The sequence below is a fragment of the Klebsiella ornithinolytica NBRC 105727 = ATCC 31898 genome (assembly GCF_001598295.1).
Classification (GTDB): domain Bacteria; phylum Pseudomonadota; class Gammaproteobacteria; order Enterobacterales; family Enterobacteriaceae; genus Klebsiella; species Klebsiella ornithinolytica.
Genome location: NZ_BCYR01000013.1, coordinates 13751 through 35595 on the forward strand (window position 1 = coordinate 13751; position 21845 = coordinate 35595).

Sequence of the window (21845 nt, forward strand, 5' to 3'; positions counted from 1 at the left end):
TACCGGGGGAATGACGGGAAATTAACGCAGGATTTTCTTTTCAGCCAGATCGAGGGCGAAGTAGCTGAAGATCAGATCGGCACCGGCGCGCTTAATGGCACCGAGGCTTTCCAGCACCACTTTTTCTTCGTCGATAGCGCCGGCCTGAGCGGCAAATTTGATCATCGCGTATTCGCCGCTCACCTGATAGGCGCCGAGGGGCAGATCGCTGCGTTCGCGGATATCGCGCAGAATATCAAGATAGGCGCCGGCCGGTTTGACCATCAGGCAATCTGCGCCCTGGGCTTCATCCAGCAGGGATTCGCGAATAGCTTCACGGCGGTTCATCGGGCTCATCTGGTAGGTTTTACGATCGCCTTTCAGCGCGGTACCGGCCGCTTCGCGGAACGGGCCATAGAATGAAGAGGCAAACTTGGTGGAGTAGGACATGATGGCCGTACGGGTAAAACCGGCGGCGTCCAGCGCCTGGCGAATCGCCTGCACCTGACCATCCATTGCCGCGGAGGGCGCGATAAAATCGGCGCCTGCCGCAGCGGCAACCACCGCCTGTTTGCCAAGGTTCACCAGGGTAGCGTCGTTGTCGACGCCGTGGTCGCACAATACGCCGCAGTGGCCGTGTGAAGTGTATTCACAGAAGCAGGTATCGGACATAACAATCATCTCCGGTACTGCGTCCTTACTGATGCGTGACATACGCGCCACCAGGCCGTTCTCATTCCAGGCATCGCTGCCGGTCGCGTCGGTATGGTGCGAAATACCGAAGGTCATCACCGAGCGGATACCGGCGTTGGCGATACGCTCGATTTCCCGCGCCAGGTATTTTTCCGGAATACGCATCACGCCAGGCATGGCTTCGATGGCTTTGTAATCGTCGATTTCTTCTTCAACAAAGATCGGCAACACCAGGTCATTCAAACTCAGTGTTGTCTCTTCAAACATGGCGCGCAGCGCAGCGGATTGACGCAAACGGCGGGGGCGAGTGATTAAATCTGTCATGGTTTGCCTGATTTTGTGAAATGAAAACAACAAGTCTAACCGAAATTCCGGTGAGATGTTTCGCCAAAGGAAGCATTAAGCCCACGTTACCCTGGAACCCATGCCGTGATGACGATCAGGACTCCGGGATCGGCGCCGGCTGTCCGCCGCTGAGTTCGCTGACCAGATCGTTAATACCGTTGCTCATATTGCTAAATCGGGTCAGCGATGAGCGGGTGACCACCACAAAGGCACCGATATTTGCCTGCGGGTTCATGGCCATATAGGTAATGAATCCACCGCCGCCGCCGGTTTTTTGAATAATCCCCGGATGGCCATCTTTCGGTTTCATATAGACCCAGCCAAGACCCAGAGCGTCCGCTTTGCCCGGCACATCCATACCGATAACCCGTGTTAGCTGGCTACGTTGATAAATCAACGTCTGCATACGGTCAGCCTGCTGCCCGCGGGTATAGAAATCGGAGGAAAGGAACTGCTGCATCCAGCGCATCATATCGCCCGGCGTCGAGTAGACGCCGCCGCTGCCGATTGCCGCCAGCGTATTGTTGCACGGGCTGGCGCCTTTCTCGGCGACCATCAGGCGGCGGCACTGATCCGGTGAAGGGGTAAAGGTGGTGTCTTTCATACCCAGCGGCCGGGTGATTTGCTCTTCAAATAGCTGCGGATAGGGTTTTCCCGCTGCCGTAGAAAGGGCGTCTGCCAGCAGATCGAACGCGAGGTTGGAGTAAGCGGCCTGCGATCCCGGGGCCGCTTTCAGCGATGCTGTCGACAGCCACGACCAGCGATCCTGGCGCGTTGGCCAGACGAAGACCGGACGATGCGCCGCACCACCGGGCTGTTCGCGCGGCAGCGCGCTGGTGTGGGTCGCCAGGTTGACCAACGTAATCGGCGTGCCCTGATACGTCGGTACCCGGGCACCCGGCGGCGCGTATTTACTGAGCGGGTCGTTGAGCTTGACGACGCCCTGATCGAGCATTTTTACCAGCATCTCGCTGGTCATCAGTTTACTCAGCGAAGCAATGCGGATAACCGAATCCAGCTGCGGATGCTCATTGTTGCCCGGACGCGTTTCGCCAAAGCTACGAAACACGCGCTGGTTGCCATCAATAACAACCAGCGCCATGCCGGTGGCACCGCTACCGTAATAGATATGGTTGGCGTAACGATCGACCACATTGGCGGCAAATTCCGGGTCAACGATCGGTTGAGCTGCCTGGACCGATGTCCATGACGCCGCACACAGCGCAGCAAAAATAAGCAGACTACGTTTCAACTGGGGTATCCATAATGATAAGAAGAGATATAGGGCATATTTATACTACGAAGCGCGGCTGAACGAAGTGGAATAACGACAATATTTAGCAGAAAAACGTAACCGTGCGTAAAAAGGACTTTTTTATGCTTTCGAATATCCGCTTTCTCCGGTGGGCGCGTATGATGAGCGTTTGATGTATCGGGTGACGAGAGAGAAACATGGCGGCTCAACGAGTGGTGATGGTAGTAGATATGCAAAATGGCGTCTTTGCGACGCCGCGTATTGAGCGCGAACGCTGCGTCGCGCATATTAACCGTCTGATTCGCGCCGCGGATCGCGTGATTTTTATTCAGCATGCCGAGGACGGCGGTCTGGAAGAGGGGAGTGCAGGCTTTGCGCTGCTGGCGGATCTGGAACCCCCCGCAGACGCCCTCTATGTCACCAAAACCGCCTGCGATGCGTTCTATAAAACGCGTCTTGAGCAGGTACTGAGCGAGCATCAAATCCACCAGTTCGTGATTTGCGGCTGCGCGACCGATTACTGTGTCGATACCACCATCAAAAACGGCGCCAGCCGCGGCTATGCCATCACCGTGGCTGAGGATGCGCACACCACGGCGAACCGTCCGGCTGCGCAGGCCGTAACGCTGATTGACCACTACAACGACGTCTGGCGTACGCTAACCGTACCCGGCAATCCCGTACGCGTGAAATCCGTAGAAACAATTCTGGCCGAATGGCAGACGAACTAAGCTGCTGATATTTGGTCTCATCATCCGACCGCCCTCCCCAGGCTGCTACAGTGATGCGGCGGGCGTTTTCGTGGTACACAGCATAGCCAGAACGATAAAGAAGTTAGCAGGAGTAGATGATGTTTAAATCTTTTTTCCCCAAACCGGGGCCGTTTTTTCTTTCTGCCTTTGTCTGGTCGCTGCTTGCAGTGATCTTTTGGCAGGCGGGCGGTGGCGACTGGCTGCTGCGTTTGACCGGGGCATCACAAAATGTTGCCATCAGCGCTGCGCGATTCTGGTCGCTGAATTATCTGGTATTTTATGCCTACTACGTTTTCTGCGTGGGCATTTTTGCGCTGTTTTGGTTTACCTACAGCCCACACCGCTGGCAATACTGGTCGATTCTCGGCACCTCTTTGATCATCTTTGTAACCTGGTTTCTGGTGGAAGTTGGGGTCGCGATCAACGCCTGGTATGCGCCGTTCTACGATCTGATCCAGACCGCGCTGGCCACGCCGCATAAAGTCAGTATTAACCAGTTCTATCAGGAAATTGGCGTGTTCCTCGGCATTGCGGTGATCGCGGTGATAATTGGCGTGATGAACAACTTTTTCGTCAGCCACTACGTTTTCCGCTGGCGTACGGCGATGAACGAACACTATATGGCCCACTGGCATCACCTGCGCCACATCGAAGGTGCCGCTCAGCGTGTGCAGGAAGATACCATGCGCTTTGCCTCTACCCTTGAGGATATGGGCGTGAGCTTTATCAACGCCGTGATGACGCTGATTGCCTTCCTGCCGGTGCTGGTCACGCTGTCTGAACACGTGCCGGATCTGCCGATTGTAGGTCACCTGCCGTATGGCCTGGTGATTGCAGCGGTGGTGTGGTCACTGATGGGGACCGGCCTGCTGGCGGTCGTGGGGATCAAACTGCCGGGGCTGGAATTTAAAAACCAGCGCGTGGAAGCGGCGTATCGTAAAGAGCTGGTGTATGGCGAAGATGATGAATCCCGCGCCACGCCGCCGACAGTGCGCGAGCTGTTTAGCGCCGTTCGTCGCAACTATTTCCGCCTCTATTTCCACTACATGTATTTCAACATCGCCCGCATTCTTTATCTGCAGGTGGATAACGTTTTCGGTTTGTTCCTGCTGTTTCCGTCGATCGTTGCCGGTACGATTACGTTGGGCCTGATGACGCAGATTACCAACGTGTTCGGCCAGGTACGCGGCTCGTTCCAGTACCTGATTAGCTCGTGGACGACGCTGGTGGAACTGATGTCCATCTACAAACGTCTGCGTAGTTTTGAACGCGAACTGGATGGTAAAGAGCTGCAGCCTGTTACCCAGACGCTAAACTGATTACCGATCCCCACCCATAGCAGAGGCAGATTGAAGGATGATGCAAAGACAAGGAAAGTGCAGGGCAGCCGCGGTACCACGTCGAGTTTCCTGCGCCCTGACGCTGTTGGCTGGGGTTGTTCTGAGCGCCTGTACCAGCAACACGGCGCCGGTACTGAAAGAGGGCGAAAAGCCCGTTGACGTTGCCGCGGTGGTGCGGCAAAAAATGCCCGCCAGCGTGAAGGACAGGGATGAATGGGCGCAGGCGATTGCCAAAACCTTCGAAAGTCAGAAGCTGGCACCGACGGAAGAGAACGTCTGTTCGGTGCTGGCCGTCGCGCAGCAGGAGTCCAACTATCAATCCGATCCGGTGGTGCCGGGGCTGAGCAAAATCGCCTGGCAAGAGATAGACCGCCGGGCCGAGAAGATGCATATCCCGGTTTTCCTTGTGCACACGGCGCTGAAAATTCCGTCACCCAACGGCAAAAGCTACAGCGAGCGGCTGGATAACGTGAAAACGGAAAAGCAGCTTAGCGCCGTGTTTGACGATTTTATCGGCATGGTGCCTATGGGGCAGAAGTTATTCGGTTCACTTAACCCGGTGCATACCGGCGGACCAATGCAGGTGAGCATTGCGTTTGCCGAACAGCATACCGATGGCTACCCGTGGAAAATCAACGGCACCGTGCGCCAGGAAGTGTTCAGCCTGCGCGGCGGCCTGTGGTTTGGTACCCGGCACCTGCTCAACTATCCGGCGAACTACAGCGTGCCGCTGTACCGTTTTGCAGATTTTAACGCGGGCTGGTACGCCAGCCGCAATGCTGCGTTTCAGAATGCCGTCAGTAAAGCGAGCGGCGTGAAGCTGGCGCTGGACGGTGATTTAATTCGTTATGATAGCGATGATGCAGGGACGACGGAGCTGGCGGTACGCCGTTTAGCCGGGCAGCTGGCGATGAGCGATGATGACATCCACCGGCAGTTGAAAAAAGGCGACAGCCTGGCGTTTGAAAAAACCGAACTGTACCAACAGATTTTCCGTCTGGCGGATAAGAAAGCAGGCAAAGCGCTGCCGCGGGAGATACTGCCGGGGATTCAGCTTGAGAGCCCTAAAATTACGCGCAATCTGACCACGGCCTGGTTTGCGAAACGCGTTGATGAGAGGCGGGCCAGCTGTATGGCGCGTCGCTAGCGATTATCGCTCCAGCGCAGGATAAGCCCCAGTACGCCGATCAACAGGCCGCCGAACAGGAAGGGGATCAGACCAAACAGGGTCCCCACCGCCAGCCCAATCTTAATTCGGGGCGAGCTGTTGTCCTGGATTTGCATCAGGTGCTCGAAAACGCCGGGGGCATGTACCAGCATACTTAACATCTGCGCGCCGGCCCAGAAACAGAACAGCACAAACAGGGCATAGGCAATATTGCTGCGGGTGATGGCACTTCTTTTTTTAGCGGCAATAAGTGATTTTGAAAAGGCGAACTCAGCCATCTTACCCTCCGAACTTGACTGACCTGCTGGTGTGCATCGCGGCATAGCGATTATTCTGGCAGCGGGAAGGGGTTCTCAGTATCAGATTGCTGGTAATTTACGACCAGGAATATTCCTGTTTTCTACCCGGGAGCGGGTGGGCGGATCATTTTGCGGAACTTAGAGCGATATCCCAATGTGTGATAATTCTCCCCGGGGCTACAGACCGCGGATTCCGGCTGTGCGAAGATGCTTTTTTTGTTGTCGGAGGGGCCATGAAACTCACTGAAAAAATTCGCCGTGACTGGCATTACTACGCGTTTGCGCTGGGATTAATTTTTATTCTGAACGGCGTGGTGGGGCTGCTGGGCTTTGAAACGCAAGGCTGGCAATCCTATGCCGTCGGGCTGGTGACCTGGGTGATTAGCTTCTGGATTGCAGGAAAGATTATCCGCCGCCGCCAGACCGGGGTGGAAGAAGCCTAGGCCGGACGCGTTCTCCGTAGCGGGAAGGTGGCCGGGATTGCGGCGCTGCGTCCCAGATAGCCCGGGTAAGGCGCCACGCGCCGTCACCCGGGAAAAGACAATCAGTTCATGGATGTCTTCAGCGCGCGGTCTGCCGCATGGCGCTCCAGCGCCAGTTCAATCAGGCGGCTGATCAGGCTGGTGTAGTCCAGGCCGCTGGCCTGCCACAGCTTCGGATACATACTGATGTTGGTAAAACCTGGCAGCGTATTGATTTCGTTGATGATAACTTCGTTCTCTTCCGTCAGGAAAACATCAACGCGGGCCATGCCGCTGCAGCCCAGCGTCTGGTAGGCCTGAATGGCAATATCGCGAATTTTATCGTTGATATCGCTGGCAATGGCCGCAGGAACCACCACTTTCGCCCCCTGATCGTCGATGTACTTGGTATCGTAGGCGTAGAACTCGCTGTTGAGGACGATTTCGCCGCAGGTACTGGCCTGAGGATGATCGTTCCCCAGCACCGCACACTCAATTTCCCGTCCTTTAATTCCTTGTTCCACCACCACTTTATGGTCGAATTCAAAGGCCAACGCGACCGCCTGCTGGTACTGCTTTTCGCTGTTGACTTTGCTGACGCCTACCGAAGAACCCTGGTTGGCCGGTTTGACGAACAGCGGCAGGCCGAGTTTGTCTTGCACCTGCGTAAAGCTGAACTGCTGGCGATTGGCGCGGGTCAGGGTGATGAACGGGGCAATCGCCAGTCCGGCATCACGCAGCAGGCGCTTGGTGACGTCTTTGTCCATACAGGCGGCGGACCCGAGGACGTCGGAACCGACGAAGGGCAGGTTAGCCATGCGCAGCATGCCCTGCAGCGATCCGTCTTCCCCGAGGGTACCGTGAACAATCGGGAAAATCACATCGATGGCGGCCAGCGGTTGGCCGCTGTCGGCGTTGATCGGCTGCTGCGCGTCACGGCCAGGAATTTGCGCCAGGGTGACGTCGGAAGGACGCAGGGCGATACGGGCAGGATCCTGCGGGTTTAACAGATAGTTACCGGCATCGTTGATATGCCAGAGTCCCTGTTTATCAATGCCGAGCAGAACGACATCAAAGCGTGTTTTATCAATTGCTTCAACGATATTTTTCGCCGATTGCAGCGACACTTCATGTTCTGCCGACTTACCGCCAAAAACGATCCCAACCCTCATCTTAGCCATTTCAACTTCCATCCTGATGACAACAAAGCACATAACATAGCATGTGCAATGCGCGCATGGCTGCCAGAATGTTGCTCCTGGAAAGCGGCAGGCTAAAAGCTGTTCGATTGCCGTCCAGCGCACCCTGCAGGTCAGCAGAACGCGCTGAAGGGGCGGCGGTTGGTCCTGATAATGTTCGACAAAAAATTTAATCGAGCGATAAAACACTAAACTCAGGCTCAGCGCATCTCTGGTAATACGTCGATGAGTGGAAATTGCTAAGCTAGGTAATAATTCACAAAAAATTAATGAATACGTGTAGTTATGGAATCCTGGAAGGTCAATCTCATCTCCGTCTGGTTTGGTTGCTTTTTCACCGGCCTGGCGATCAGTCAAATTCTGCCTTTTTTGCCGCTTTATGTTTCTCAGCTCGGCGTGACGTCTCACGAGGCGTTATCGATGTGGTCGGGGCTGACGTTCAGCGTCACCTTCCTTGTATCGGCTATTGTCTCACCCATGTGGGGCAGTCTGGCCGATCGTAAAGGGCGTAAGCTGATGCTGCTGCGCGCCTCGCTGGGTATGGCGATTGCCATTCTGCTTCAGGCCTTCGCCACCAACGTCTGGCAGCTGTTTATCCTGCGTGCGGTAATGGGGTTGACCTCAGGCTATATTCCGAACGCGATGGCGCTGGTGGCCTCTCAGGTACCGCGGGAACGCAGCGGCTGGGCGCTCAGTACGCTATCGACGGCGCAAATCAGCGGCGTTATCGGCGGGCCGCTACTGGGCGGCTTCCTGGCCGACCATGTTGGGCTGCGGGCGGTCTTTTTTATCACCGCGATTCTGCTGACGGTCAGTTTTCTTGTCACGCTATTTCTGATTAAAGAGGGCGTCCGGCCGCAGACCAGCAAGGCCGATCGCTTAAGCGGCAGGGAAGTGCTGGCGTCGCTACCTTATCCTGGGCTGGTGATTAGCCTGTTTTTCACAACCCTGGTCATTCAACTGTGCAATGGCTCTATCGGCCCCATACTGGCGTTGTTTATCAAGTCAATGGCGCCGGACAGCAACAATATCGCCTTTCTCGCCGGGATGATTGCCGCGGTACCCGGAGTTTCCGCGCTGATCTCCGCGCCGCGTTTAGGCAAACTTGGCGATCGCATCGGAACCTCGCGCATCCTGCTGGCCACTTTGTGCTGCGCGGTGGTGATGTTTTTCGCCATGTCGTTCGTCACCACCCCGCTGCAGCTGGGCGTCTTGCGTTTTCTGCTGGGCTTTGCCGATGGCGCAATGTTGCCGGCGGTGCAGACTCTGCTGCTCAAATACAGCAGTGATAAGGTGACCGGGCGTATTTTCGGTTATAACCAGTCGTTTATGTACCTGGGAAATGTGGTCGGGCCGCTGATTGGCGCTTCGGTATCGGCAATGGCCGGTTTTCGCTGGGTCTTTATCGCAACCGCAGTTATCGTGCTGGTTAACCTTTGGCAGCTGGCCGTGATGCTGCAACGCAGTCGCCGTACCGCCGCCTAGCGCCTTTCTCGCGGCATTTACGCCCGGGCGTAAATGCCGCGTTCAGATGTCCATCTTCTGCCTGTCTCCTGTAAATGTCGCACTGATCACAAATTGATCATTTCTCTTCTTTTCCCTCTTTAAAATACAACTGTTACGCGTATACAGTTACGCATAACAGTACATGGAAAAGAGTTTTTATGAGAAATTTATTCGATTTATCCGGCAAGCGCGCGCTGATCACCGGCTCCGCCAGAGGTATTGGCTATCTGCTGGCGGAAGGTCTGGCGGAGTATGGGGCCGAGATTATTATCAATGACCGCACGCAGCAGAAAGCAGACGCCGCGGCGCAGGCGCTGCGTGAGCAGGGCTATCGTGCGACGGGCGTGGCTTTCGATGTTACCCGCAGCGTCGAGGTTGAACAGGCCATTGCGCGGATTGAGGCGCAGATCGGGGCGATTGATATTTTGATTAACAACGCCGGGATCCAGCGTCGTTATCCCTTCACCGAATTTCCTGAGGATGAATGGGACCAGGTGATTGAGGTTAACCAGAAAGGGGTTTTCCTTGTTTCTCAGCAGGTGGCTAAATATATGATGACGCGCCGCTCAGGGAAAATAATTAATATTTGTTCAATGCAGAGTGAATTAGGTCGTAAGACTATTACACCGTATGCCGCATCGAAAGGGGCGGTCAAAATGCTGACGCGTGGAATGTGTGTGGAGCTGGCCGAATATAATATTCAGGTTAATGGTATTGCTCCGGGTTATTTTGCCACAGAAATGACCGCAGCATTAGTTAACGATCGGGATTTTTCTGCCTGGCTGTATCAAAGAACCCCAGCTGCGCGCTGGGGAAAACCGGAAGAATTAATTGGCGCCGCGGTCTATCTGGCCTCCCCGGCGGCTAATTTTGTGAATGGACATCTGTTGTTTGTTGATGGCGGGATGCTTGCCGCCGTTTGAGTCCTGCATCGCCTTTTAGCGGCCGCACGTCGGCCGCCAAAAAGCTGATGAATATATAAAATAATGACCCCCGTTTGATTATGCACTTTATCTGAGGATGGCATATGCAAATGCTCGCGAAATTACCAGCGCGTCGCTGGTGGTATTTAATGCCGGTAATTTTTATTACCTATAGTCTGGCGTATCTCGATCGTGCGAATTATGGTTTTGCCGCCGCTGCCGGTATTGAAAGTGATTTAGGTATTACCAAAGGAACGGCATCACTGATTGGCGCTTTGTTCTTCCTGGGCTATTTCTTTTTCCAGGTTCCCGGTGCGATGTACGCCGTAAAACGCAGCGTACGAAAAATGATTTTCTTCAGCCTGGTATTATGGGGCTTTTGCGCGGCGGCCACCGGGTTTGTCAGCAATATTCCGATGTTAATGGTTATTCGCTTTACGCTCGGGATCGTCGAGGCGGCGGTGATGCCGGCGATGCTGATTTATATCAGCAACTGGTTTACCAAAACCGAGCGTTCACGCGCCAATACCTTCCTGATTCTTGGCAACCCGGTGACGGTATTGTGGATGTCGATTGTCTCCGGCTACCTGATTCAGTCCTGGGGCTGGCGGGAAATGTTTATTATCGAAGGCATTCCGGCGGTGCTATGGGCTATCTGCTGGTGGATTCTGGTGCGGGATAAACCGTCGGAAGTCTCCTGGCTGAATGCGCAGGAGAAGCAGGTTCTGCAACAGGCGATGGATAGCGAACAGAGCCATATCAAACCGGTGCGCAACTATGGCGAGGCGCTGCGTTCACGAAACGTAATCATGCTGTGCGCCGTCCATGCGCTGTGGAGTATCGGGGTTTATGGCTTCATGATGTGGATGCCGTCAATTCTGAAAAATGCCGCGCAGATGGATATCGTTGCCGTCGGTTGGCTGGCGGCGGTTCCCTATCTGGCGGCGATTTGTCTGATGCTGACGGTCTCCTGGCTGTCGGATAAATTCCAGAATCGTAAACTGTTCATCTGGCCGCTGTTGCTGATTGCCGCCGTGGCGTTTTTCGGTTCCTGGATGATCGGCAATCAGTCTTTCTGGTTCTCCTACGGGCTGCTGGTTATCGCCGCCGCCTGTATGTATGCGCCGTATGGTCCCTTTTTCGCGCTGATCCCGGAGCTGCTGCCGCGCAACGTGTCGGGGGTGTCGATGGGATTAATTAATAGCTTCGGCGCGCTCGGTGCGTTCCTTGGCGCCTGGCTGGTGGGATATTTGAATGGCATCATGGGCGGGCCTGGCGCGTCGTACACCTTTATGGCCATTGCGCTGCTGGCATCGGTGGTGCTGATGTACAACGTGCGGGCCAACGACGATCGAACGGCTGCGCTGATGACGACAAAAAAGCTTGCGGGTTAACAGAATCGAAGCTGCTGTGGTAAGGTTCTCTGCGAGCATATGAGTCGTTTGTCGCAGAGAACCCGATGAAAAACAACCGGATGACATTACAGGATATCGCGAACCTGGCCGGGCTTAATAAAATGACGGTCAGCCGTTATTTACGAGACCCAGGCCAGGTATCGCAGCGTAGCCGTGAATTGATCGCTAAGGTCATGGAAGAGAACAACTATATTCCTAACCGGGCGCCGGAGATTCTGCTCAATGCCCGCAGTAAAACCATCGGCGTGCTGATTCCCTCCTTTCGTAACCAGATATTCGCCGATGTGCTCGCCGGTATTGAATCCGTCACTTCTGCCCACCAGTATCAGACCCTGATTGCCAATTACGGCTACGATCCGCAGCGTGAAGAGCGCGAAGTGCTCAATTTACTCTCCTACAATATCGATGGGCTGATTCTCACCGGCAAGCAGCACACTGACCGCATGATCCAGTATGTCCGCGCCAGCGGCATCCCGGTCGCGGAGCTGATGGACATCGGCGGGCAGCCGCTCGATATCCAGGTGGGATTTGATAACGAGAAAGCCGGCTGGGATATGGCTCATGCGTTTCTCGAAAGCGGCAAACGAAAAATCGCCTTTTTTGGTTCGATGGACGATCCCCGCGATGTGAGTCGTTTCCGCGGGACTGAACAGGCGGTGGCGGCCTGTGGCCTGCAGGCGTATCACATCACGCCGCGTACCATCTCCTCGGTGGCGCTGGGCCGGCAGATGTTCCTGCAAATGCAGCAGTCGCACCCGGATATCGACGCGATTTTTTGTACCAATGACGATCTGGCGGTCGGCGTGCTGCTGGAGTGTCAGGCGCAGGGGATTGCGGTGCCGCAGGAGATAGCGATTGCCGGCTTCCACGGGCTGGAAATTGGTCGCGCGCGGCTGCAAAAAATCGCCAGCGTCATTACTCCTCGTTATGACATCGGTAAAACGGCGAGTGAAATCCTGATTGCCCGTCTGGCGGGGAAAGACGCGCCAGATAGCGTGAATTTGGCCTATCAGATATATTATGGCGATACGTTATAATTATTACCGGAATAGCAATATTCTTTTTTATTATTATCTATTGAATTTAGTTATGAAAGGTATTGTTCTTGCCTTGAGTTTATTCCTGGTGGCGATCGTCGAATGAGCAAAACGTTTCGCTTATTATATTGAGAGATAAACAACCATTTTTAAAAAATAATACTGGTATCCGATGGCGAATGTATGACATAACTAGCAAATAATGGAACCCGCATAAGGATACAGTGCTGTGAAGAATCTGATTGCTGAACTACTGGTAAACCTGGCGCAAAAGGAGGAAGAAGCGAAGGAACTGACGGTGCAGGTTGAGGCGCTGGAAGTTGTCGTGACGGCGCTGCTTCGCCATATGGCGCAGGATGCGCAGCAGGCACTAATTAACGATATTGAGCACGCTATTGAGCAGGCGAGCCCCGGTCCGCTGGTGGACGATCGCGATGCTCAGCTGCTGCAGCAATATATAAAAAAGCTGTTACGGCATCCGCGTAGTTAGTTCTTTTGACAGGACATGGATGCTGTCATTTTACTGTCATCTCGCTTTTATAAAGTCTCCCTCGTTTTGTTTTTTAAGTATTTTTACATGGAGACGACAAAAGTGAAATTAAACGCCCTCTTTATTGCCCTGTTACCTCTGCTGGGCTCCCCGGTTATTCATGCAGAAACCACTGCTGCCCCGGTTCTGGAAAATCGTGCCGCTCAGGGCGATATCACCACGCCCGGCGGCGCGCGCCGCTTAAGCGGCGATCAAACTGCCGCGCTGCAGGCTTCGTTAATCAACAAACCCGCAAAAAATATTATTTTGCTGATTGGCGACGGGATGGGCGACTCTGAAATTACGGCGGCGCGCAATTATGCCGAAGGCGCCGGCGGTTTCTTTAAGGGCATTGATGCGCTGCCGCTGACCGGTCAGTACACACATTATTCTCTGGATAAGAAAACCGGCAAACCGGATTACGTCACCGATTCCGCCGCGTCCGCGACCGCCTGGACCACCGGCGTAAAAAGCTATAACGGCGCGCTGGGGGTTGATATCCATGAAAAAGATCATCAGACCATCCTCGAACTGGCGAAAGCCGCAGGGTTTGCCACCGGCAATGTCTCCACGGCAGAGCTGCAGGATGCCACGCCAGCGGCGCTGGTCGCACACGTGACTTCGCGTAAATGCTATGGCCCGAGCGTCACCAGCGAAAAATGTCCCGGCAACGCGCTGGAAAAGGGCGGTAAAGGCTCAATTACCGAGCAGTTGCTGAATGCCCGTGCGGACGTGACCTTAGGCGGCGGGGCCAAAACTTTCGCCGAAACCGCGACGGCCGGTGAATGGCAGGGCAAAACGCTGCATGAGCAGGCCATTGCCCGCGGCTACCAGATTGTCACCGATGCCAGCTCGCTGGCCGCGGTCAGCGAAGCCAACCAGGGCAAACCGCTGCTGGGTCTTTTCGCCGACGGCAACATGCCGGTGCGCTGGGAAGGGCCGAAAGCCTCTTACCACGGAAATATTGATAAGCCGGCGATAACCTGCACCCCGAACGGCAAACGTGACGCTTCCGTTCCGACGCTGGCGCAGATGACCGAGAAAGCGATCGATCTTCTGAGCAGCAACGAGAAAGGATTCTTCCTGCAGGTTGAGGGCGCCTCCATTGATAAGCAGGATCATGCGGCGAACCCGTGCGGTCAGATTGGCGAAACCGTCGACCTTGATGAAGCGGTACAAAAAGCGCTGGAGTTTGCCAAAAAAGAGGGTAACACGCTGGTCGTTGTCACCGCTGACCATGCGCACGCCAGCCAGATTATTCCGGCCGATTCCAAAGCTCCGGGCCTGACTCAGGCGCTGACGACCAAAGACGGCTCGGTGATGGTCATTAGCTACGGCAACTCGGAAGAGGAGTCGATGGAACATACCGGCACGCAGCTGCGCATTGCCGCCTACGGTCCGCATGCCGCAAACGTGGTGGGCTTAACCGATCAGACCGATCTGTTCTACACCATGAAAGCCGCGCTGGGCCTGAAATAAGCCGCTGCCGATGGTGAATTGTGGCCATCGGCTGGTTTTTTTCCCATCAGCGACCAGACTTACAGAGATTGACTGACAAAAGGATGGTGTGATGAAAATAACATTGTTGGTAACTCTGCTTTTTGGTCTTATCTTTGTGACGGCGGTGAATGCCGCGGAAAAAACGCCCACGCCCCAGCAGCAAAAAATGACGACCTGCAACAAAGAGGCCTCGTCGAAATCGCTGAAAGGGGATGAGCGTAAAGCATTTATGAGTCAGTGCCTCAAGAAAGATGCGCCGGCGCCGGAAAGTAAGGGGCTGACGCCTCAGCAGCAAAAAATGCGCGAGTGCAACGGTCAGGCGACCCAGCAGTCTCTGAAAGGGGACGATCGTAATAAGTTTATGAGTGCCTGCCTGAAGAAACAGGGATAAGCGGGCGCGGGTCGAAGCTGATGGGGTAAAAACGGGTGAGGAGACTCCTCACCCGATATCGACACGAGGCGGGGATCAGGAGCGGCTAAGCTTCTCTGATTTTTCCATGCATTTGACCATGGCCTCGATGACCGCAGAGCGGAATCCTTTCTCTTCCAGTACCCGCACAGCTTCGATGGTAGTCCCGCCTGGCGAGCAGACCATATCTTTCAGCGTCCCCGGATGTTCTCCGCTTTCGAGCACCATTTTGGCCGAGCCCATGACCGCCTGAGCGGCAAATTTGTAGGCCTGAGCGCGCGGCATACCGCCGAGAACGGCAGCATCTGCCATCGCTTCAATAAACATGAAGACATAGGCCGGCGCGGAACCGCTCACGCCCACCACCGGGTGGATCATCGGCTCAGCGATAATTTCAGCCTGACCGAAGCAGCGGAAAATCGTCAGCGCTTCGGCGACCTCTTCGCTGGTCACCAGCGCGTTAGGTGTCACTGAGGTCATCCCGGCGTTAACCAGCGATGGGGTGTTCGGCATCGCGCGTATGATCTTGCGATCGTGGCCCAGCGCCCGTGCCAGCTGATCGAGCGTGACGCCAGCGGCAATTGAGATAACCAGCGAGTCTTTATTCAGGCTGGAGGCGACTTCACTGAGCACTTTAATCATGATCCCCGGCTTGACCGCGCCGAAGATGATATCGGCGACCTGAGCGACTTCCTGTGCGCTCTGCGCGGCATTGATGCCGTACTGGTCGTGCAGGGCCGCCACTTTGTCCGGCGACGGGGTGTAGACCCAAATTTGCCCAGGCTGCACCTGTCCGCTGGCGATCAGACCGCCCAGAATGGCCTTACCCATATTGCCGCAGCCGATAAAGCCAATTTTCTTCTCCATCACCGTTCCCCTTTGCTTATTTTGTCGTGAGTTCTCTAGCTTATCACTCCAGCGCTTCCCCGGGGGACAAAAGCAGGTGACAATGATGCCTCCCTTTTTCGTCGACAGGAGCCGGAATGGCTATTTGGGTTGATGCGGACGCGTGTCCGAACGTCATTAAAGAGATTTTATTCCGCGCCGCCGAGCGTACACAGACCTCGCTGACGCTGGTTGCCAACCAGCCGCTGCGGGTGCCGCCGTCGCGGGTGATCCGCACGCTGCGCGTGCCGCAGGGATTTGATGTGGCCGACAACGAAATCGTCCGCCTGTGTGAACCGGGCGACCTGGTGATTACCGCCGATATTCCGCTGGCGGCGGAAGTGCTGGCCAAGGGCGGCGCAGCCTTAAATCCGCGCGGTGAGCGCTACAGCGATGCGACTATTCGCGAACGTCTGACGATGCGTGATTTTATGGAAACGATGCGGGCCAGCGGCGTACAAACCGGCGGCCCGGATAGTTTGTCGCAGCGCGATCGGCAACAATTCGCCGCCGCGCTGGAGAAGTGGCTGTCAGAGACAAAACGCCCGCAGGGTTAAACCCAGCTGTCGTCATCGCCGCCGAAATCGTCGTCGTTACCCATCCCGGCGTCGAAGTCAGAGTTCCAGGTGTTGTTATCCGCGAGGAACTGATTATCGTCCTGACGGAACGGATCCTCCGCGCCGGACAGTTCCTGCGTCTGGTTGAGGTCGGGCTGCGGTTTTTCTTCAATAATATTGACGATCTCCTGCGGATGCGAGCCGCTGAACATATTGGTCAACATATTGCCCAGCACCACGCCGCCTGCCACACCTGCCGCCGTTTGCAGCGCACCGGCCATAAAGCCGCCGCCGCTGCGCGCCGCCTGCGGCGCATAGTTTTGCTGCGGCATTTGCGGCGCATACTGCGGTTGTGCGCTGGCCTGAGGGCGACCATATTGTTCTGCCCCGGGAATGGGGTCGGAGCCGCGGCTCTGACCGCCGCCAAACAGCCCGGAGAGGAACCCGCCGCTGCTCGGTTTTGCCGCCTGTAGCTGCGTCACCTGGCTTTCCAGCGCCTGGATACGATCGTTGAGCTGCTTGATGGCGGCTTCCTGGATCAGTATCGTTTGCGCCATGTAATAGGGCGCGGCGGGCTGCTCTTTGATGTGTTGCGCAATCCGCTCCTCGGCGCTGGCATCGCGCGAAGCGCTCTGCGTTCCGGCCTCTTTCAGGCGGGAAAACAGTCCATCAATAAGGCGTTGTTCTTCAGATTGCATGGTACTTTCCTCTGTCATACTGGTCGTTTAGCGTCAGAGTGCGACCGAACATGCCATGTTGTAAATATGTTGATGCGTAAAGCTATGCATAAATGTGTTACCGTTTACGCCAGCCAGCGGCTGAAAAATAATCTTTTTGAATAAGTAAATCTGGAATCACACTTAATGCAATGATAGGTTTACGCGATAAATCCTTTTGTTGCCTGTGATGAGCAGGTTTTGCTAGAGCAATGTAACGTTTGTTTTACGCTTATTGCCGGCGATTTTGCCGGTACCATTGCTGACTATTCGTATTCATTTTCCCGCGATATGCGGAACCAGGGGGTCTTCGGTAATGACATTGCCAATCTTTCTCATCGGGCCACGCGGCTGTGGTAAAACGACAATCGGCCATGCGCTGGCGCGGGCGCGTCATTACCAGTTCACCGATACCGATCATGCGCTGCAGGAGCGCGAGCAGCGTACGGTCGCGACTATTGTTGAGCAGGAGGGCTGGGCGCGTTTTCGTGAGCTGGAGTCAGAGGCGCTGAAAGCGGCCGCGCGACCGGAGACGGTGGTGGCGACCGGCGGCGGCATTATTCTGGCTGAAGCTAACCGCCAGTTCATGCGCGAAAACGGCGTGGTGATTTACCTGCAGGTGCCGGTTTCGGCGCTGATCGAACGCCTTGAAGCCTATCCGAAAACCGAGCAGCGCCCGACGCTGACCGGTAAACCGGTGCGCGATGAAGTCGGCGAAGTGCTGGCGCAGCGGGAAGCGCTGTATCGCGCAACCGCGCATCATATTATTGATGCCACCGCGACGCCGGATGACGTCGTCGGACACATTCTGGCGACCTTACAGAATGTCTTCGCGCCGCAAGAGGCTCAATGCGTCGAGGCCGCAAGAGAGTAACGGGACGCCGCCGGCCGCGCTGTGAGTTAAGACTTTACTGACGGTAAACGACGCAGGGGCCCCTATACTTAATAGCTCTGATGGCCGAAGAAGGAAGAGCTATGCCAACCCAACCTCCATATCCGAGAGAAGCGCGTATTGTTGCCGTTGCGAAAGGTCCCGCAGGCCAGGGGGAGACCTGGTATCAGCTGCGTGCCGATTTCCCGACTCCCGATTCACTGATCAGCGAACACCCCACGGAACAGGAAGCGCTGGACGCGAAACAGCGCTACGAAGACCCGGATAAATCATAATCTCGCCCGCCCGGCATTCTCTTTGCTCAGAGCAATTCCGGGCCTCCATCACATTTTTAATTCATCAGCGCTGCTGATGATTCCCTAAGGTACGGATTTTTCAGGCATGCGCCTGAGGCCACATCAATCTTTACATTCAACGGCGGCGGTAAGCTGCTACGCTTCTGGACGGTTGATTTTTAGTCAACGGGGGGGCGAAGTGGTGTGCAGTAAGCCTGTGCTGAAGCAGTGGTAGTGAAAAGGTACGTGATATGAGTACAACGATGGCTATTTTAACCGTTGGCGTGGTACCGGTGGCTGAAGTTTTGCCGCTTTTAACCGAACATATCAGGGAAGAGCAGATCACTCATATTAGCCTGTTAGGCAAAATGACGCGTGAAGATGTTATGGAAGATTATGCCCTTGATTCCGGCGATGAACGCCTGCTGACGTTATTGAATGATAACCAGCCGGCCGAGGTTTCGCGCCAGAAGGTCGAGCGTGATTTGAAGCATATTATCGCGATGCTCGACAGGCAAGAATATGATGTCATTCTGTTTTTGAGTTCCGAAATGCTCAGTGGCCTCACGGCGCGCAATGCTATTTTACTGGAGCCGCAGCGGATTATTCCGCCGCTGGTGGCATCGATTGTTGACGGGCATCAGGTCGGGGTTATCGTTCCCGTTGAGGAGGTGCTGCCCATGCAGCAGCAAAAGTGGCTTTCGTTAGAAAACGCGCCTTACTACGCGTTGGCCAACCCGATCAGCGGCAGCGATAGTGATTTATTGAGCGCCGGACGGGCGCTGCTGGAGCAGGGCGCCGACGTGCTGGTGCTGGACTGCCTGGGTTACCACCAGCATCATCGCGACGTATTGCAAAAAGCGCTGGATGTGCCGGTTCTGCTGTCAAATGTGCTGGTTTCCCGGCTGGCTGCAGAACTATTAGTTTAACATGGTCCGATAGATTAATTTTACGTGACAGGGGCAAGGAGCGCCCCCTATATTGAGGCTTCAACAAAAGATCATAAGGGCTTGTTTATGCTTCAAAGCAATGAATACTTCGACGGAAAAGTGAAATCGATTGGCTTCACCAGCAGCAGCACCGGCCGCGCGAGCGTCGGGGTGATGGCAGAAGGGGAATATACCTTTGGTACCGCGCAGCCGGAAGAGATGACGGTGGTGAGCGGTGCGCTGAATGTGCTGCTGCCGGGGGAAACCGAGTGGAAAGTGTATGCCGCCGGTGAAGTGTTCAATGTACCAGGCAACAGCGAGTTTCATCTGCAGGTGGCTGAGCCAACCTCTTATCTGTGCCGCTATCTGTGATTCCTCGCCTTCCTGCCGCGGCAGGAAGGCATGTTGCCCGCTTTGTCGAGCGCATCCGGCGCTGATTAGCGCTGTGCTTCTCCGCCGAGAGCTTCCACCAGATTCTGAATCAATGCCGCCAGTTCGCCGGTCATCAGAATAAAGTCGGCGTCAAAACGCTGAGCGAAATCTTCCCGGTCAATATCTTCATTCTGGTCACGCAGTTCGTCGCAGAACTTCAGACGTTTGATTGAACCATCATCGCACATCAGGAACTGAATACGCTGCTGCCAGTCGAGCGCCAGTTTGGTCACGACTTTCCCGGCTTCAATATGCACGGCGATTTCATCGCTGACCAGATCCTGTTTCTTCGCCCGAATGACGCCGCCGTCTTCCAGCATGGCTTTCAGTTCGGCTTCATCCAGCAGCTGGAAACCCTGAGCGACGCTCCCGGAGCGGACCCATTCGGTCAAGGTCAGCTCGATCGGATTTTCCAGCGCCAGCGGAACGACCGGCAGAGAACCTAAGGTTTTACGCAGCAGCGCCAGCGTATCTTCCGCTTTCTTGGCGCTGGCGCAGTCGACCATGATCAGCCCGTTGACGGTATCGATCCACATCATTGTCTGGCTGAAACGGCTGAAGGCGCGCGGCAGCAGCGAGTGCAGCACTTCGTCTTTCAGCGAATCTTTCTCGGTTTTTTTCAGCTTACGGCCCTGATCGGCTTCCAGCTTGAGGATCTTTGCTTCCAGCGCCTGTTTGATCACCGGTGACGGCAGGATCTTCTCTTCTTTACGTGCGCAGATCACGATCTGACCATTTGCGGTATGCGTCAGCGCATCGCTGTGCGAACCCATCGGCGATACCCAACCGGTCTTCGCCATATCCTGGCTACCACAAGGGGTAAATGTCAGCCCGGCCAGCTGTTTTTCCATCTCCTCGGCACGCAATGAAATCTCGCGGCTGAGACGGTAAACCATTAAATTTTTGAACCACAGCATGATAATTTCCACGGCGTTGTCGTTAAATCCAGCGGGCATGATAGCGAATTGTCGCTATGCTTGCATTGTTAATCGGGGAGAGGAGCTTACAGTGCGTATTGGTATTGATCTGGGCGGCACAAAAACAGAAGTCATTGCTCTGAGTGACCAGGGAGAGCAGTTATTCCGCCACCGTTTGCCGACTCCACGCGAGGATTATCGGCAAACAATAGAGAATATCGCGACGCTGGTCGGGATGGCGGAGGACGCGACCGGGCAGCGCGGCAGCGTTGGCGTCGGGATCCCGGGGTCGATTTCGCCCTATACCGGGGTAGTGAAGAATGCCAACTCCACCTGGCTCAACGGTCAGCCGTTTGATAACGATCTGAGCCAGCGCTTAAACCGCGAAGTACGCCTGGCGAATGATGCCAACTGTCTGGCGGTTTCCGAAGCGGTAGACGGCGCCGCCGCCGGGGCGCAGACCGTGTTTGCGGTGATCATCGGTACCGGATGCGGGGCCGGCGTGGCGATACAGGGCCGTTCCCATATTGGCGGTAACGGCACCGCCGGGGAGTGGGGTCACAACCCGCTACCGTGGATGGATGATGATGAACTGCGCTATCGCGCTGAAGTGCCGTGCTATTGCGGTAAGCAGGGATGTATTGAAACCTTTATCTCCGGGACCGGTTTTGCCACGGACTACCAGCGTTTGAGCGGCCAGTCGCTCACGGGCAACGCGATTATGCAGCGGGTTAGCGAGCAGGATCCGCTGGCCGAGCAGGCGCTGAAGCGTTACGAGATGCGTCTGGCGAAGTCGCTGGCCCACGTGGTCAATATCCTCGATCCGGATGTGATTGTCCTCGGCGGTGGGATGAGCAACGTTGAACGCCTCTACCAGACGGTTCCTGAACTGGTGAAATCATGGGTATTCGGCGGGGAGTGCGAGACGCCGATTCGAAAAGCCGTACACGGCGACTCCAGCGGCGTGCGCGGCGCGGCCTGGCTGTGGCCGCTGTAAATCAGCGTGACCCCGTTGCCCTGGTCAGCTGGGGCAACGAGGAGTTAATCACAGAGCGGGGATCTCATCCAGGTGAGAGTAAATCGTCAGCCCTCTTTTTTTCCCTTCCTCGACATCAAGATCGGCGCCCCGGGACTCCCCCGGTATTCGCAAAATCGCGTCGCAGCGGCTAATCAAACGATGGGCGACGGGATATAAAAACTCTTCGCTGATCGGATCGCCTGTTTCCTTTGAACCAGCGGCTTTGGCCAGAGGTAAAGCGAGCCACTCGCCAATCACGGGAATATGCCCTTTACGATAAATATTCAGCGCAACCTGTGCCATGGCGTTCAGGTTGGCGGCAATCAGTTCCGGGCGATCATTGGTGCCGCTGCGGACGGGACCCGCAACCAGGATAAGACAACTTTTCATCTCTCAGACCTTCTTAATATGTGA

Annotated in this window: 25 protein-coding genes; 17 read left to right on the forward strand and 8 right to left on the reverse strand. The window is 55.4% G+C overall.

Annotated elements, in window-relative coordinates; translation table 11 throughout:
• Positions 1-21 precede the first annotated feature (21 nt).
• Together hemB and ampH are read right to left on the reverse strand one after the other, a co-directional pair.
• Positions 22-996, reverse strand: a complete 975-nt coding sequence (gene hemB, locus ROR01S_RS21085) for a porphobilinogen synthase (protein WP_004858446.1) — start codon at positions 994-996, stop codon at positions 22-24.
• A gap of 115 nt (positions 997-1111) precedes the next feature.
• Complete coding sequence (gene ampH, locus ROR01S_RS21090) at positions 1112-2269, reverse strand: D-alanyl-D-alanine-carboxypeptidase/endopeptidase AmpH (RefSeq protein ID WP_004858455.1); 1158 nt, start codon at positions 2267-2269, stop codon at positions 1112-1114.
• Positions 2270-2490: 221 nt separating this feature from the next.
• On the opposite strand from ampH, the gene ROR01S_RS21095 reads away from it, so the two are divergent.
• The 3 genes from ROR01S_RS21095 to ROR01S_RS21105 all read left to right on the forward strand — a co-directional run bounded on the left by ROR01S_RS21095 (position 2491) and on the right by ROR01S_RS21105 (position 5511).
• A complete protein-coding gene (locus ROR01S_RS21095) occupies positions 2491-3003 on the forward strand; it encodes an isochorismatase family protein (protein WP_463667031.1) in 513 nt (170 codons plus the stop codon).
• Between the two features lie 119 nt (positions 3004-3122).
• The gene (gene sbmA / locus ROR01S_RS21100; protein ID WP_004858462.1) at positions 3123-4343 is read left to right on the forward strand and encodes a peptide antibiotic transporter SbmA; all 1221 of its coding nucleotides are present in this window, start codon (positions 3123-3125) and stop codon (positions 4341-4343) included.
• Positions 4344-4383: 40 nt separating this feature from the next.
• On the forward strand, positions 4384-5511 hold the full coding sequence (locus ROR01S_RS21105) for a DUF1615 domain-containing protein (protein ID WP_088912022.1): 1128 nt from the start codon (positions 4384-4386) through the stop codon (positions 5509-5511).
• Here ROR01S_RS21105 and ROR01S_RS21110 read toward each other — a convergent pair.
• Positions 5508-5810 carry a DUF2755 family protein gene (locus tag ROR01S_RS21110; RefSeq protein WP_004858469.1) on the reverse strand — a complete coding sequence of 101 codons (303 nt, stop codon included), beginning with the start codon at positions 5808-5810 and terminating at the stop codon, positions 5508-5510. The genes ROR01S_RS21105 and ROR01S_RS21110 overlap by 4 nt on opposite strands.
• A 254-nt stretch (positions 5811-6064) precedes the next feature.
• Here ROR01S_RS21110 and ROR01S_RS21115 point away from each other — a divergent pair, with 254 nt between their 5' ends.
• Entirely contained in the window at positions 6065-6274 is a 210-nt protein-coding gene (locus ROR01S_RS21115) for a DUF2754 family protein (protein ID WP_004858472.1), read from the forward strand.
• 101 nt (positions 6275-6375) lie between these two features.
• Here ROR01S_RS21115 and ddlA read toward each other — a convergent pair whose 3' ends face one another.
• Positions 6376-7473, reverse strand: a complete 1098-nt coding sequence (gene ddlA / locus ROR01S_RS21120) for a D-alanine--D-alanine ligase (RefSeq protein WP_064359852.1) — start codon at positions 7471-7473, stop codon at positions 6376-6378.
• Positions 7474-7776: 303 nt separating this feature from the next.
• On the opposite strand from ddlA, the gene ROR01S_RS21125 reads away from it, so the two are divergent.
• From ROR01S_RS21125 to psiF, 7 genes are all read left to right on the forward strand, one after another.
• Positions 7777-8976: a multidrug efflux MFS transporter gene (locus ROR01S_RS21125; protein ID WP_064359853.1), complete on the forward strand. Its 1200-nt coding sequence runs from the start codon at positions 7777-7779 to the stop codon at positions 8974-8976.
• 179 nt (positions 8977-9155) lie between these two features.
• Complete coding sequence (gene idnO / locus ROR01S_RS21130; RefSeq protein WP_004858480.1) at positions 9156-9920, forward strand: gluconate 5-dehydrogenase; 765 nt, start codon at positions 9156-9158, stop codon at positions 9918-9920.
• Between the two features lie 104 nt (positions 9921-10024).
• Positions 10025-11314 (forward strand): MFS transporter, encoded by a 1290-nt coding sequence (locus ROR01S_RS21135; RefSeq protein WP_015585052.1) that lies wholly within the window; start codon positions 10025-10027, stop codon positions 11312-11314.
• Positions 11315-11379: 65 nt separating this feature from the next.
• Entirely contained in the window at positions 11380-12372 is a 993-nt protein-coding gene (idnR, locus tag ROR01S_RS21140) for a DNA-binding transcriptional regulator IdnR (protein WP_004858486.1), read from the forward strand.
• 229 nt (positions 12373-12601) lie between these two features.
• Positions 12602-12862: an anti-adapter protein IraP gene (iraP, locus tag ROR01S_RS21145; RefSeq protein ID WP_004858488.1), complete on the forward strand. Its 261-nt coding sequence runs from the start codon at positions 12602-12604 to the stop codon at positions 12860-12862.
• Positions 12863-12949: 87 nt separating this feature from the next.
• Positions 12950-14380 (forward strand): alkaline phosphatase, encoded by a 1431-nt coding sequence (gene phoA / locus ROR01S_RS21150; protein WP_032717165.1) that lies wholly within the window; start codon positions 12950-12952, stop codon positions 14378-14380.
• Positions 14381-14471: 91 nt separating this feature from the next.
• Positions 14472-14792, forward strand: a complete 321-nt coding sequence (gene psiF / locus ROR01S_RS21155; protein ID WP_004858496.1) for a phosphate starvation-inducible protein PsiF — start codon at positions 14472-14474, stop codon at positions 14790-14792.
• A gap of 75 nt (positions 14793-14867) precedes the next feature.
• On the opposite strand, the gene proC is transcribed toward psiF, so the two are convergent.
• A complete protein-coding gene (gene proC, locus ROR01S_RS21160; protein WP_004858499.1) occupies positions 14868-15677 on the reverse strand; it encodes a pyrroline-5-carboxylate reductase in 810 nt (269 codons plus the stop codon).
• Positions 15678-15793: 116 nt separating this feature from the next.
• On the opposite strand from proC, the gene ROR01S_RS21165 reads away from it, so the two are divergent.
• Complete coding sequence (locus tag ROR01S_RS21165; RefSeq protein WP_004858502.1) at positions 15794-16252, forward strand: YaiI/YqxD family protein; 459 nt, start codon at positions 15794-15796, stop codon at positions 16250-16252.
• Here the strand turns inward: ROR01S_RS21165 and ROR01S_RS21170 are convergent.
• The gene (locus ROR01S_RS21170; protein WP_004858508.1) at positions 16249-16950 is read right to left on the reverse strand and encodes a DUF2076 domain-containing protein; all 702 of its coding nucleotides are present in this window, start codon (positions 16948-16950) and stop codon (positions 16249-16251) included. The two genes, ROR01S_RS21165 and ROR01S_RS21170, sit on opposite strands and share 4 nt — an antisense overlap.
• A gap of 334 nt (positions 16951-17284) precedes the next feature.
• On the opposite strand from ROR01S_RS21170, the gene aroL reads away from it, so the two are divergent.
• From aroL to ppnP, 4 genes are all read left to right on the forward strand, one after another.
• Complete coding sequence (aroL, locus tag ROR01S_RS21175) at positions 17285-17842, forward strand: shikimate kinase AroL (protein WP_004858511.1); 558 nt, start codon at positions 17285-17287, stop codon at positions 17840-17842.
• 101 nt (positions 17843-17943) lie between these two features.
• Entirely contained in the window at positions 17944-18135 is a 192-nt protein-coding gene (locus ROR01S_RS21180) for a YaiA family protein (RefSeq protein ID WP_004858514.1), read from the forward strand.
• 251 nt (positions 18136-18386) lie between these two features.
• Positions 18387-19064 carry an AroM family protein gene (locus ROR01S_RS21185; RefSeq protein WP_004858517.1) on the forward strand — a complete coding sequence of 226 codons (678 nt, stop codon included), beginning with the start codon at positions 18387-18389 and terminating at the stop codon, positions 19062-19064.
• A gap of 87 nt (positions 19065-19151) precedes the next feature.
• Entirely contained in the window at positions 19152-19436 is a 285-nt protein-coding gene (gene ppnP, locus ROR01S_RS21190) for a pyrimidine/purine nucleoside phosphorylase (RefSeq protein ID WP_002890284.1), read from the forward strand.
• A 65-nt stretch (positions 19437-19501) separates the two neighbouring features.
• Here ppnP and rdgC read toward each other — a convergent pair whose 3' ends face one another.
• Positions 19502-20413, reverse strand: a complete 912-nt coding sequence (gene rdgC, locus ROR01S_RS21195; RefSeq protein WP_004858522.1) for a recombination-associated protein RdgC — start codon at positions 20411-20413, stop codon at positions 19502-19504.
• 91 nt (positions 20414-20504) lie between these two features.
• Between rdgC and mak the strand changes: the two genes are divergently transcribed.
• The gene (mak, locus tag ROR01S_RS21200; protein WP_015585050.1) at positions 20505-21410 is read left to right on the forward strand and encodes a fructokinase; all 906 of its coding nucleotides are present in this window, start codon (positions 20505-20507) and stop codon (positions 21408-21410) included.
• A gap of 48 nt (positions 21411-21458) precedes the next feature.
• On the opposite strand, the gene ROR01S_RS21205 is transcribed toward mak, so the two are convergent.
• A complete protein-coding gene (locus ROR01S_RS21205; RefSeq protein WP_004858526.1) occupies positions 21459-21821 on the reverse strand; it encodes a hypothetical protein in 363 nt (120 codons plus the stop codon).
• Positions 21822-21845: the final 24 nt, after the last annotated feature.